This window comes from Pseudomonas lactucae (assembly GCF_036688725.1).
GTDB classification, from domain to species: Bacteria; Pseudomonadota; Gammaproteobacteria; order Pseudomonadales; family Pseudomonadaceae; genus Aquipseudomonas; species Aquipseudomonas lactucae.
Genome location: NZ_JAQQPT010000009.1, coordinates 161,677 through 174,668 on the forward strand (window position 1 = coordinate 161,677; position 12,992 = coordinate 174,668).

The 12,992-nt window shown below is 59.5% G+C and carries 11 protein-coding genes and 1 pseudogene; 5 read left to right on the forward strand and 7 right to left on the reverse strand.

Annotation, left to right across the window (positions count from 1 at the left end):
- Positions 1–281: 281 nt before the first annotated feature.
- Together V6M90_RS12630 and V6M90_RS12635 are read right to left on the reverse strand one after the other, a co-directional pair.
- Entirely contained in the window at positions 282–812 is a 531-nt protein-coding gene (locus V6M90_RS12630; protein WP_332846610.1) for a nuclear transport factor 2 family protein, read from the reverse strand.
- 1 nt (position 813) lies between these two features.
- Entirely contained in the window at positions 814–1,938 is a 1,125-nt protein-coding gene (locus tag V6M90_RS12635) for an amidase (RefSeq protein ID WP_003172928.1), read from the reverse strand.
- 192 nt (positions 1,939–2,130) lie between these two features.
- On the opposite strand from V6M90_RS12635, the gene V6M90_RS12640 reads away from it, so the two are divergent.
- Both V6M90_RS12640 and V6M90_RS12645 read left to right on the forward strand, forming a co-directional pair.
- Complete coding sequence (locus V6M90_RS12640; protein ID WP_141063680.1) at positions 2,131–2,607, forward strand: MarR family winged helix-turn-helix transcriptional regulator; 477 nt, start codon at positions 2,131–2,133, stop codon at positions 2,605–2,607.
- A gap of 138 nt (positions 2,608–2,745) precedes the next feature.
- The gene (locus tag V6M90_RS12645) at positions 2,746–4,230 is read left to right on the forward strand and encodes an aldehyde dehydrogenase family protein (protein ID WP_003172926.1); all 1,485 of its coding nucleotides are present in this window, start codon (positions 2,746–2,748) and stop codon (positions 4,228–4,230) included.
- Positions 4,231–4,346: 116 nt separating this feature from the next.
- On the opposite strand, the gene V6M90_RS12650 is transcribed toward V6M90_RS12645, so the two are convergent.
- From V6M90_RS12650 to feaR, 3 genes are all read right to left on the reverse strand, one after another.
- On the reverse strand, positions 4,347–5,597 hold the full coding sequence (locus V6M90_RS12650) for an alginate export family protein (protein WP_157135711.1): 1,251 nt from the start codon (positions 5,595–5,597) through the stop codon (positions 4,347–4,349).
- Positions 5,598–5,747: 150 nt separating this feature from the next.
- Positions 5,748–6,212, reverse strand: a complete 465-nt coding sequence (locus tag V6M90_RS12655) for a DUF4440 domain-containing protein (protein WP_003172924.1) — start codon at positions 6,210–6,212, stop codon at positions 5,748–5,750.
- A gap of 216 nt (positions 6,213–6,428) precedes the next feature.
- The gene (gene feaR, locus V6M90_RS12660; protein WP_003172923.1) at positions 6,429–7,328 is read right to left on the reverse strand and encodes a transcriptional regulator FeaR; all 900 of its coding nucleotides are present in this window, start codon (positions 7,326–7,328) and stop codon (positions 6,429–6,431) included.
- A 495-nt stretch (positions 7,329–7,823) separates the two neighbouring features.
- Here feaR and V6M90_RS30175 point away from each other — a divergent pair.
- From V6M90_RS30175 to V6M90_RS12670, 3 genes and pseudogenes are all read left to right on the forward strand, one after another.
- Positions 7,824–8,849: pseudogene (locus V6M90_RS30175) on the forward strand (HAMP domain-containing protein); the annotation flags it as partial.
- Between the two features lie 132 nt (positions 8,850–8,981).
- On the forward strand, positions 8,982–9,707 hold the full coding sequence (locus V6M90_RS30180) for a methyl-accepting chemotaxis protein (protein ID WP_408637307.1): 726 nt from the start codon (positions 8,982–8,984) through the stop codon (positions 9,705–9,707).
- Between the two features lie 104 nt (positions 9,708–9,811).
- On the forward strand, positions 9,812–10,312 hold the full coding sequence (locus tag V6M90_RS12670; RefSeq protein WP_042944429.1) for a hypothetical protein: 501 nt from the start codon (positions 9,812–9,814) through the stop codon (positions 10,310–10,312).
- Between the two features lie 16 nt (positions 10,313–10,328).
- On the opposite strand, the gene V6M90_RS12675 is transcribed toward V6M90_RS12670, so the two are convergent.
- Complete coding sequence (locus V6M90_RS12675) at positions 10,329–11,540, reverse strand: MFS transporter (RefSeq protein WP_258317819.1); 1,212 nt, start codon at positions 11,538–11,540, stop codon at positions 10,329–10,331.
- Positions 11,541–11,579: 39 nt separating this feature from the next.
- Positions 11,580–12,887: an NAD(P)/FAD-dependent oxidoreductase gene (locus V6M90_RS12680; protein ID WP_003172919.1), complete on the reverse strand. Its 1,308-nt coding sequence runs from the start codon at positions 12,885–12,887 to the stop codon at positions 11,580–11,582.
- Between the last annotated feature and the right edge of the window lie 105 nt (positions 12,888–12,992).

Sequence of the window (12,992 nt, forward strand, 5' to 3'; positions counted from 1 at the left end):
CAATTGATTTATCACGCTAAATAACACCACTAATCACGTAAAATAAAATGGCAAACACAGGAACAAATTACTATATCTACCTGTTTTTATTCTATAAAAAATAAAAAACAGCCCTATAAAAAATCTGAAAATCTTAAAAAATATTTATTTTTTCGTACAAAAAAATGGAAGCGGGCTTGCTCGCGAAGGCGGTGTGTCAAGTCAACATGAGTCGACTGACACGCCGCCTTCGCGAGCAAGCCCGCTCCCACAGGGGATCTGCGTCGTTGTGGAGAACGGGGTTATGCGTCAGCGCTTGAGGGCACGGGGAGCTCGGCGTCGCTGTTCCACGCCTGCACCGGGCGGCCGAATAGGTTTTCGGTCTGGAAATGCGCCATGCGCCACTGCCCGTCTTCCTCGTCGAAGCGCACCGTCAGGCGCGCCGCGTTGAGGTGAGAGGCGCCGTCGGCGAAGGTGGATGTCTGCAACATCACCCAGTTGCCGATGACCGCATCGTCGCGCACTTCGATCAGCTCGCTGGTGAGAAAGTGCACGTTGAGGGCAAAGTGCGCCGGCGTTTTCATGTAGCCGGCGAACATCGCCGCAATGGCTTCGCGCCCACGGTAACCGCCAAAGCTCTTGGCGTACCTGGCGCCCTTGCCCTCCCACACCGCGTTCCGGGTGAACAGGCCGGCCAGTTCATCGAGCGGCGTGTGGGCGTCGAGTGCATCACACAGCAGCATGTAGCGGTTCATGCAGGCGCGGGCACTGTCCTGGATTTCAAAACGGCGCAGGCGTTGTTCCAGGTCCGGGCGGGGAATGGTTGTGCTCATCTCACACCTCATGCCCGCTATACAGGCGCTCAAGCAGGCGACCGGCGATGGCCAGCAGTTGCTCATCCGCGCCCTTGGCCCCTATCAATTGCAGGCCAACCGGCAGGCCCTCGGCACTGGCCAACGGGATGCTCAACGCCGGGTGCCCCGACAGGTTGAACGGGCGCACGAAAGCAGTCATGCCCAGCACTGCCTGGGTGTCGGTCGCCTCGGCCAGGGTCAACGGGAACTCCGGCATGGTCGGCAGCACGAGCACGTCGACCTGCTGCAGCGCCGCATCGACCTCGGCGGTGAAGCGCAGGCGCACCTGCTCGGCCTCGGCCAGCGCGGCCGCCGTGGTGTTGCCGGCGGCCGCCAGGCGCGCGGCGATGTCGGCGCCCACCTTGCCGGTGTCCAGCAAGTGCGCGCAGGCATTGAAGGTCTCGCGGTTGATCACCACCATGCCGGCGTCATAGGCCGCCTTGAGGCTGGGCAGCGTGAGGGTTCCGGTGGGCAGTCGGCTGTCGGCGATGGCCGCGTCGATCACGCGCTGTACCGCTGCGCTGGCCTGCACACTCACAATGCCCAGGCGCGGCGCGGCCGGCGCCGGTGCCGGCTTGAAGGCAGGGTCGATTGCCTGCATGGCCGTGACCAGCATCGGCAGGCTCGCGGCAAACGGGCCGACGCAATCAAGGCTGCTGTGCGTCGGCATCACGCCACGGCGGCTGATCCGGCCGAACGTCGGCTTAAAACCGAACACGCCACAACAGCAGGCGGGAATGCGCACCGAACCGCCGGTGTCCGTGCCCAGGGAAAAATCCGCCAGCCCGGCGGCCACGGCGGCGGCTGAACCGCTGGAGGATCCGCCTGGAATACGCCCGGGGAAACGCGGGTTCGGCGCGGTGCCGACCCAGTGATTGATCCCCGTGGTGCCAAAGGCCAGTTCGTGCAGGCTGGTCTTGCCCACCAGGCGGCAGCCCTTGTCCAACAGGGCTTGCACCACCTCGGCATGGGCCGCGGCCGGCGCGGCATCGTCCAGGGCCTGGCTCGATGCACGGGTAGGCAGGCCGGCGATATCGATGGTGTCCTTGACCATTACGGTCGGCCCATCGCCGCCAAGGGAAAGCTGTTCAATCACCAGGGTCATGTCACGTTACCTTCAGTGCGAATTGCGGAATGGGGGCGCCCGATGCGCCCTTTCCTTTTTTCACACTCACCGAATATTACGTGAATTGTCAATTATATTTCTGAACATCAGCCGGAATCGAACGGGTCAATAACCATGCCCAATTCACGAGAAAAGTCTATGATTGCTCGTCTCCCTCGACATGAGCACATCATGAGCCCACCAAAAAAACACGCAGGCCGCTACAACCCCGGCAGTGAAGACTTTCACAAAGAAGATTTTCCGTTCTACTGGCTCGCTATGGTGCATGGCCGCTACAGTCAATACATGGAAAAGGCCCTGAAGAAAATCGGCCTGGACATCCCGCGCTGGCGGGTGCTGTTTATCCTCAAGGAGAACGGCCAGTCGAGTATTTCCGAAATTTCCACCCACGCCATCGCCAAGCTTTCGACCATCACCAAAACGGTGTATCGCATGAAGGAAGACGGCCTGGTGGACACCGCGCCCTGCGAGGACGACGGCCGCGTCACTCAGGTGCGCATTACCGCGCAGGGGCGCGAAGCGATTGAACGCATCCAAGTGGCCACCGGCGATGTGTTCAAGCGCAGTTTCAACGGCATGACCGAAGCGCAGATTCAGCGCCTGAACCGCATGCTCGAAACGGTGTTCAACAACCTCGGCGAACCCTAGGCCAGCCGCGACACAGCCTGTCGCGCATAACCAATTCCCTGGCAGGCTCGAACAAGCAGCCAGGCGTGTATCGGCTTTTAATGCAGAGGTCTTTCGAGCGCCCGACGGGCGCGACGAACCCTTCATTGGAGCGCCGTCATGCACATTGCCTTATTGCCCTCAGTCGTTGCTTTCCTGGGCCGCGACCATTCCAACTTCATCGATGGCGCCGTGCACACCAGCGCGTCGGCGCGACGCATCGGCATCGTCGACCCTGGTACCGGCGAGACCGTCACGCAGTTGCGTGACGCCCAGGCCGAGGATGTCAACCTGGCCGTCAACAGCGCCTCCGCCGCCTTCAAGGGCGCCTGGGCAAAGATCACGCCCTACCAGCGCGGCGTTCTGCTCAACCGCCTGGCCGATCTGATCGAGGCCAACGGCGAGGAGCTGGCGCAACTGGAAACCGTGAGTTCCGGCAAATCGATCAACCTGTCGCGGCATATCGAAGTGGGCCAGAGCGCGGTGTTCCTGCGTTACTTCGCCGGCTGGGCCACCAAAATCGGCGGCCAGACCATGACCCCGTCGTTTCCCTCCATGGACGGCGAGCACTACAGCGCCTACACCCTGCGCGAGCCGGTCGGCGTGGTTGCGGCCATCGTGCCGTGGAACTTCTCGTTGATGATCGGCGTATGGAAGCTCGGCGCCGCGCTGACCACCGGCTGCACCGTCGTGCTCAAACCCAGCGAATACACGCCGCTGTCCCTGCTGCGCCTGGCGGAACTGGCGATCGAGGCCGGGATTCCAGCTGGCGTGATCAACGTGGTCAACGGTCGTGGCCAGGTCGGTCAGCAGTTGATCGCACACCCGCAGGTGCGCAAGGTCTCGTTCACCGGCTCGGTGCCCACCGGCATTGCCGTGGGCAAGGCCGCCATGGGAGCCGACCTTACACGTGTGACCCTGGAACTGGGCGGCAAGAACGCCGCCGCGCTGTTGGCCGACGCCAATGTCGATGACGCCGTGGCGCGCTTCGTACAAGCGGCTTACGTGCACCAGGGCCAGGTGTGCGCATCACCCGAGCGCTTGTTCGTGCACCGCTCACTCGTCGAGCAAGTGACACAGAAGATGGCGGCGATGCTGTCGCAGATGATCATCGGTTCACCCCTGGATGAACACGCACAGTTCGGCCCGCTGTCGAACAAGCCGCACTTCGACAAAATCCTCGGTTTTTTCGAGCGCGCCCTGCAACGCAACCAGGTGGCATACGGCGCGCATGCGCTGGACCGCGCCGGTTACTACGTGGAACCGACGCTGATCGTGGCCACCGGCAAGGACGACCCCCTGCTGCACGAAGAAACCTTCGGCCCGGTGGTGTGTGTGCTGGCGTTCGACGACGAAAAGGAACTGGTCGAGCTGATGAACGACAGCCCGTTCGGCCTCACCGCCAGTCTCTGGACCAACGACCTGTCCAAGGCGTTGCGCCTGATCCCGCAAATCGAAGCGGGCACGGTGTGGGTCAACATGCACACCTTCGTTGACCCCAGCGTGCCGTTTGGCGGGATGAAGGCGTCGGGTGTCGGGCGTGAGTTCGGCAGTGCGTTTATCGACGATTACACTGAGCTGAAATCGGTGATTATCCGCTACTAACAAGCAGGCGCTCGCGGGCCGACCGGGTGTTTGCTCTGACGGCACAGAGATCCAAATGTGGGAACGAGTACGGCAGACACTAATCGGTCCACCGTACTCTACTGCTGGTTGAACGATCAGAACCTGGTCGAGATCAACACCGCGCTATACACATTGAGCTTGTCATCCCCCAACTGCACGCCGCCATGATCCGCATCTTTGCGCGGGTCGTAGAGACCCAGCATGGGCGACAGCGTGATAGTGGGTGTCACCGACCAGTCCAGGATCAAATCCAGCTCACGCCCCGAACTGTCGATGGCACCACGGGTACGCTGGTTACGAAAATCATAAGCCAGAACGTTCACCGCGAGTGTCTCGTACGGCTGCGCGCGCCAGTACACTTGCTGGATCGTGGTATTGGCGCCAAAGGGTCCTGCATAGTTGGCGGCAACTTCGCCCTGGAACCAGGTACCGTAACCACGGCTGAAGCCATAGAGAAGAGAGTCCCATTCGACCCCATACTGACTGAAGCGATAGCCCAGTGTCTGCTTGCCCGGCAGATCGGCGAAGGTCCATGCTGCCTCGACATAACCCGCCTTGGCATTACCCCGCCGGGTGTTTTGCACAGCGATTTCCGATGACAGGAACAGCCCAAGTACGCCGGCATTTCCCGTAGCGCGCAAGCTATAGACATCCATGCCATCGCGGTCCGCCTGAATACCGCTTGCGAGCTTCCGATCAACCCCAAGCCCATGCAGATATGTCAGGCCAATCGTTCCCATATCGGCAGTGTATTCAAGGGTGGAAAACGCCATCTCGACTTTCGCCTGAATCGGGTTGTCCGACTTGAACCAGCCGAGCGAGCCATGCAGTCCCTGCTGACCACCGAGCTTCAACCAGAAAGTCTGGTCAAATGCACGGCGCGGCGTGATGTAATAGCCGCCCCCACGATTGTAACGGTTGTCTGCGACGCCCCTGCCCGCGCTGATGCCGTCACCGGCGACGAGAAAACCGTCACCGAGCAGGATCGCCTGCCGGCCGGCGGAAACTTCCACGCCGTCTTTGCCAAGCGCCGGAAAGAGATCAGCCGAGCGCCAGCCGGCAAAGGCCTCTTCCCATTTATCGGTGCGCTCGGTGCCATTGGTAAAACCTGCCGCATCACCATCGCCCCACGTCGCCGACGCGGTGCGGTTCACCGTACCGAACACCGACCCCAGATCATCGCTGGTCAAACTGCCGCTCAAGCCATACTTGATGTAGCCCTCCTGCCAGCTGGAATGCCCCGGTGCGCGATTGCCCCACTGTTGATAATTTTTCTGGCTGTGGAAAACGCCCACGGTAGAACTCACGTCCAGCGACAACGTGCGATCGGGCTCATCGACCAGCACATAGGCCTGTCCGACAGTGCACCAAAGACTCCCCGCGATGCAGACGCAACACCCTATTACATTCGTCAAACCTGGTTTCATGACTTGCGCGCTCCCTGGCGCGCCGCACGGCGGCGCACCGTTATTATTATTGTGTTGACCAAGCCTCTATCACTGAGCGATTGCACCATTGGCAAACATGTCTGCGACGATGAACCAGTGACCGTGCTCTTTCTTCCAGACAAACAAGCTCTTCATCTTGAAGGGGGCCTCGTTACCTGCCGGAGTCACGTCCCACGTCACCCAGGTGTAGGCGGACTCATCGTTGAGTTGCACCAAGCGATTGAGATGTATGACGGTGCTCTTGGAGCCCTCCATCAGATGCTGAACCAGGCCGGTAAGCTGCGCTTTGCCCTGATAAAGCTCCGCTACCCCTTCGCCGGTGATCTGGGTCTGCTCGGTGTAGACCTGCTCCACAACTGTCTTGGCATCTTTCTTCGGCCAACTGGCGGCAATGCCGTCCAGCTTGCTCTCAATGATGGCCTGCAACGGTTCGGACGATTGCGCATGTGCGTAGGCAGAGCCGCAGGCCAGAGCAGCCAGAAGCACAAGGGAAGACGACATTTTCTTGTTCATGGAGCACCCGTTTCAAGAATGAATGGATCAGATCGCTGTGGGCCAGTTTCTAAACTGGCACACAGAAATTTTGATGCAGTTGGGCGCCGATTGATTGGACGTGCTGGACAGCATTTTGCAAATTATTGCCAGTTTGCGCTCAAATCGCGGACAACAAAAAGCCGCGAGGATGCGACACGAAAGCAGTCACATCCGCACGGCTCGTTGAACCCGGGCTCAGTGCCCGCGACTTCTGTAGATGCTCGGTGTCAGCCCCGTCTGCTTTTTGAACGTCTTGGAAAAATGCGCCGAGTCGGCAAACCCCCAATAGCTGGCGATCTCGGTGATCGAGCGATGCGCGCAAACGGGGTCGCGCAGATCCTGCGCCGCCTTCAACAACCGCTCACGCAGAATGTACCGGCAAACACTGTCGCCACTGGCTTCGAACAGCCTGTAGAGCTGGCGGTTGGAAATGCCCAACTCTTCAGACAACGACGCCGGCGACAGCCGCGGTGAGTCGAGCCGCTGCTGGATGAGCGATTGCACTTCATGCAATTGCCATCCCGGCGAGTGGTCGCAGGCACGGTATTCCAGCACTGACTCAAGCAAGGCAACCAATGCTCGTTGCACACCGTCACCATCCTGCGGGCAAGACCACTGCGCCAGCTCGCCTCCAGCAACCTGACGCACCAGCGTGCCAAGCAGTTGACCACAGCCCCCCGTAGTCGACAGCTTGCCGAAGCGTGCACGCTCCAGGCCCTTGAACAGCTCACGCGGCAGAGGGATCGACACATGGGAAAACAACCCTTGAGGGGTCATTTTCACCCCCTCGGAAAAGTCGAGCAAAGCGAGGTCGCCCGCCCGCAGGTCAACCACCCGCTCCCCCAGTTCAATGGCCATTGAACCCTGCTGTTGTAACACAAGGAAACACCGACCCGCTGAATCGCGCACGCTTGCCCTACCCGCCTTGGCAATCATATGGGCATTGCTGCGGATGTGAGCAACAGCCGTGCTGCCTACCAGCGTTTGTTTCATTTCCCCGATGAAAAGGCTCTGGCAATGGTCATAGCGCGTTTCGAAACGACCGCAGGCCTGGTTCACACTTTCGTTCCATGCCGACAACGCTTGACCACTCATCGATACTCTCCTAGGGACATGCCCACTATTAGTGCGCTTTTCACGTGATTCAGGTGACAAAAAAATCTACTTTCAGTGACCAAGCACAGAGCGCGCCAACTCGTGGAAAAACCCACTGGAAGGTCGTTATTTGTCTGCTACTGCCAAGCCTTTGTGCAAGGGCGCCAACCCATATAGTTTGAAACCCAAGCCAGATAGCCTGTGGTGTCAACCACGCGCTGCGGAATCCAACACACCATGACCCTTGCATTGAGTATTCAAAACAAAATCGCCTTACTGGCAAGCGTCTGCCTGGCCGCAGTGCTGGCACTGGTTGTGGGGCTGTCTCTTGAGCAACGCCAAACCAGTGAGGATTTAATACTCGGCGCGTCGGGCCAGCTGTTGCTCACGGCCGCTCAAGGCAACTTGCAGGCCGAAGGTCAATCCCAGGCCCTGGCCATCCAACAAGGATTCAGCCAAACATACGAGTTTGGTCAAGGTCTCAGTCGTCAGGTGATGCACCTGCGTGATAGCGCCGACAAGAGCCCGGCGGCCTCCCGCGCACTAAGAAAGGACTTGGCCCAGGTACTGCAAAAGGCACTCTCCGGACGCCCCGAATTGCTGGGCCTGTTCGTTGCCTTCGAACCCGACGCCTTGGATGGTCACGATACGGAATTCAAAGGCCAGTCAACGCTGGCCAGCAACGACAGCGGGCGCTTCTCGATGTACTGGCTGCAGCCCTCGCCCGGCAAGCTGGAAATGATCCCGGGCGATGAAAAGCTCTTGGCCGATACCTCGCCAGGCCCCAGTGGCGCGCCGTTCAACACCTTCTTCACCTGCGCCCGCGACCACGCCAAAGCCTGCCTGCTTGATCCCTACATCGACACTTCAAGCGCGCCGGCGCGGCTGGTCACCACGATTGCCATACCGATGATTGAAAACGGTAAAGTCGTGGCTGTGCTGGGCCTGGACATCAGCCTGGAGACCTTGCAACGGAATGCTCAAAAAGCCAGCGCCAGTATCTATGACGGCCAGGGCGGCATTTCGATTGTGAGCGCGGCGGGCATAATTGCCGCTGACAGCCTTCATCCGGAGCAACTGGGCAAGCAGTTGCAAGCGATAATTCCCGCACAGGCGGCCGATGTACTCAAGGCTATGCGCGAAGCACAGGTGCGGCCCCTAGAAAATGATCAACGAATCAGCGTGATCGTGCCGATTCGGCCGTTTGCCGATGCGACACCGTGGGGCGTGATCGTCACCGTCGCAAAAGACGTCTTGGCCGCCCCGGTGGTCAACTTGAAGGACCAGATGCACACGCAGCGCGTCAGAAGCCTGCTGCTTGAACTCGTCCTGGGCATTGCGGCGGCGCTACTGGGGGGCGCAATGATGTGGCTGACGGCCCGCAGCGTCACCCGGCCCCTGCTGCGCGTGGCACGCATGCTGGAGGATATCGCCGATGGCGAAGGCGATCTCACACGGCGCTTGGCGTACACGGCCAGGGACGAACTGGGCCGAATGTGCAACGCGTTCGACCGGTTCCTGGATCAATTGCAGCCGGTGATCGCGGCGGTGCAGGGGGCTGTCCATAACGCGCGCGCGACGGCCGACCAGTCGGCTCAGGTCGCCAGCCGCACCCATGCCGGTATGCAACAGCAGATTCGCGAGTTCGAACAAATGGCCACCGCCCTGCACGAGATGTCAGCTACTTCGCAGGATGCCGCCCGGAGCGCCGCTCAGGCAGCGGATGCTGCTCGGCATGCCGACCAGGCCACCGGCAATGGGGTGCGCGTGATCGAAAACACGGCTCAGGGCATCCAGGCCCTGGCCGCCGGCATGAGCAAAGGCATGATGCGTCTGCAAGCATTGTCGTCAAGCAGTCAACAGATAGGCACGGTCATGGAAGTCATTCTCTCTATCGCTCGGCAGACCAACCTGCTCGCTCTGAATGCCGCCATCGAAGCGGCACGGGCCGGTGATGCAGGTCGCGGTTTTGCGGTGGTGGCCGATGAAGTCCGTAGCCTGGCCCGGCGCACACAGGCGTCGGTCGAAGAGATCGGTGCCGTGATCGAAAACCTGCACAACGGCACCCACGATGTGACGACGGCTATGCAGCACAGTCATGACCTGGCCCAACACAATGCCACCGAGGCGCGCCTGGCACTTGACGCGCTGGAACAGATTCGCCAGGCGGTCGGCATCATCACCGACATGAACGTACAGATAGCCTGCGCCACGGAAGAACAGAGCAGTGTCGCCGAAGAGATCAATCGCAACGTCGAAGCGGTACGCAACGTCACGGCCTCGCTGTCGACCCAAGCCGAACGCTCGGCGAGCATCAGCCAGCAACTGAACGAACTGGCCACCGAACAACAGGCGCTGGTGCAGAAGTTCAAGACCTGAGCGCAATGGCCGGACCCTCTTTCCATCACCCAGGATGCCCCATGTTCAAGATCGCTTTACTGACGTTATCCCTGACATGCACACCTGTACTTGCCGAGACGACTATGAATTCAAAAGCCGATGAAACCGCATTTGCGGCGCTGATGCAGAAGGAAATCACCAACCGAGCCACGGCTCGCTACGCCATCGAAGCCATTCTGAATCGGGATCAGCCGCAGGCGGCCAGGCAATTCTGGAGCAGCTATCAAGCGCTTGAAACATTGAATGAGGAGGCCTATGCAGCACCGACCACGCAATTGAGCGTGGAGCCCAATCGCTTCAGCGCATGGCTCAAAGGTCAGTCAGCGGCGTTGTACTACTGGCTCGCGCCCAAGCGCATGATCAAGACCATGGCGCAGGCCACCGGGGAGTATTACAAAGAGCTGAACGCCGATGCCGCGCGGGTGCCTGCGCGGCATAAGGGTTTCTACCAGTATGTGTTGCGCCAGGAAAACGTCCAGGTTGAAGCGTTTGCCCTGGCGGACAAGGATGATTACGCAACTGCCAGCGAACGCCTGGGGGCGTTCGTCGACGCTCAGCGCAACAACGCGGTGCGCGTGGAATAACAGCTTGTCACCTGCCTTACAGTCTGGACATGACTGCGGTGTCTGAATCCCTGGTGCGATTGAACGCCAGTTGAACTCTCAACACCGCAGCACCATAAATGGCCAGGACCGCGACTGAACAGGCTCCAGAGAACATCAATACCGCCGAGTAGCCCAACGCCTCGATCAGAAACCCGCCAATGGCCGGCCCGAATGCCGCACCGAGAGACAGGCACAGCGCGCCCAGCGCGACAAGCTTGCCCGACAGGTCGAACTCGGCCATAACGCCAAAGGTGTAAGCCAGCACGAAGCTGATCGAAAACAGAAAACAGATAACCCCCACGACATAGGTCGTCAGAGAGGAGAACTGCGCCAGCGCCACCAGGCCCAGCAACTCCGCGAGGATGATCACTGCCACCGGCATGAAGCGCCCCACCTTCAGGCCGATCGCCGACGCGATGAAACCACCGCCTGCATTGATCAAAAAGCCCAGCGCCAGCACCATGCCGATGGTATCGGAGCTCAGTCCGGTCTTTTTACCCATCAGTTCGAGGAACGCCCACACCGACATGATGCCGGTCAGGAAAACCAGGCTGGCCACCAGACTCAACCATACGATGGCGCGACTTTCGGTGCTGGCAATCTGCACAGCAGCATCAGATGCATCCAATTGGCGCTCGCTACGGCGCGGTACCCAGGGCAGCGGCAGAATGCCCATCACCACCATGGCAAGGGCGATGGTAATCAACATGCCTTCAAAACCCCACACCGGCGCCACCGCCACCGGCAGCAGGATGAGCAGGAAGGCGCCCGGTACCGTCTCGATACCCAGCTTGAAACCAAACGCACGTTCGGGCTGGGAGCTGTCACCGAAAATCGTCATGGCCAGGGCATACAAGGCGCCTGTTCCGGCGCCCGCCAAGGCCATGATCACCAGTAGCATTTCATAGGAAGGGTCATGCAGAACAAATAACAGCGCGCCCACCACCAGCGCCGACGAGAGCGCTGAAATAACCCGCCAGCTAAGTCGGTGAATCCACAGCAATGACGCCAGCCCGAACGCGCCAAACCCCAGGTTCATGGCCATCGCGAGGTTACCCAGTTGGTGCTCGCCGAGCCCGAATCGCTCGGCAAACGCTCCAAACAGCACCGGTAGCACGTTCAATAACAGTGCGCCCGCCCCTGAGACCAATCCTGCACACAGGTAGACGGAAGTTTTATCGATCGGATTTGTTTTTGTAGTTTTCATTGAGGTATCCCGGCTTGATAAACAGAAGCTCATGTTTACTTAACGACGGCCTACACGGTAGGCATTGAGTTGGCGAGAAACCTTGCCCAGGGAGCACAGCACTGCCCTGAAACGATCCTTGCCGAAAATACGCTTGCGTGGAATCGAACTCATCGCATCCCAGGCGGGCGAGCCACCGCTCATGCCGTCGGCGATGACCCTGGCGATCACCTGGCTGGGTGTGACCCCGAACCCGGAATAGCCCTGCACATAGAACACATTCGGATGCTCATCCAACGTGCCGACCTGCGGGAAGAGGTTCAACGAGCAATCCATCGGGCCGCCCCAGGCCAAATCGATTTTGGTCGTGGCAAGGTAGGGAAAAAGTCTCAGCATCTTTTTGTGGTTCCACGCCTTCAGGTCCAGCGGGACATACTCAAGCAGCATGCCGGCGGTGCCGTACATCAGCCGGTTATCCGCCGTGATCCGGTAATAATCGATGATCGGCGTGATATCGCTGAAGGCGCCACGGATCGGGCTGATGCGCTCGATCATTTCATTGGTCAGCGGCTCGGTGACCGTATTGAACGCGTAGACGTTGATGGTGGAGTTGTCGAGCGAGCGGTCCAGTTTGTTGAGAAAGGCACCGCACGCAAACAGCAGTTTGTCGGCCTTGACCGAACCTTTTGCGGTTCGCACGGTGACTTGAGGCCCATAGTTCACCTCAAGCACGGGTGACTGTTCGAAAATTCTGCCACCGTGGATTTCAGTGAAGGCCTGAGCCTGACCCAGCAGCAGGTTCAGCGAATGGATATGTCCATTGCCCATATGCTTGAGCGCGCAGGTGTAGATGTCGGACCCGACGATGCTGCGCACCTCGGAACCTTCCAGGTAAGTGATTTCCTGATCCGGGTTCAGGCTCTGGAAATCCTTGGCCCAGGACTGCAACAGCTTCCCCTGACGCTTGTTGAAGCCCAGGTAACCATAACCGTGCCGAAAATCCGCCTGGATGTCATACCGCGCGATGCGCTGCTTGATAAGGCTCGCACCCAAGTCGCTGATCTCGAAGATTGCCTTGAGCCCCTCGGCGCCGACGTCCTTTTCGATATTCTCCAGATCATGGCCGATGCCCGCCATCACGTGGCCGCCGTTGCGCCCCGAACCGCCGAAGCCCAGATAATTAGCTTCCAGCACCACCACGTTGGTGATACCCCGCTCGGCCAGCTCCAGCGCCGTGTTGATACCCGAAAAACCGCCCCCGATGATCACGACCTCAGCCTCGATATCACCTTCGAGGTCCCGATAATGCAGGTCGTATTTACGGGTCATGGTGTAGTACGAAGAAGGGTTTTCCAGAGACAACGACATACCAGCCTACCTTTTTATTATCAGGGCCTATCACGTCCACAGTGTGGAACGGATTGGCCTGACAGGCATGTCCAATATTGCCGAATTCTTGGTCAGGGCTGACAA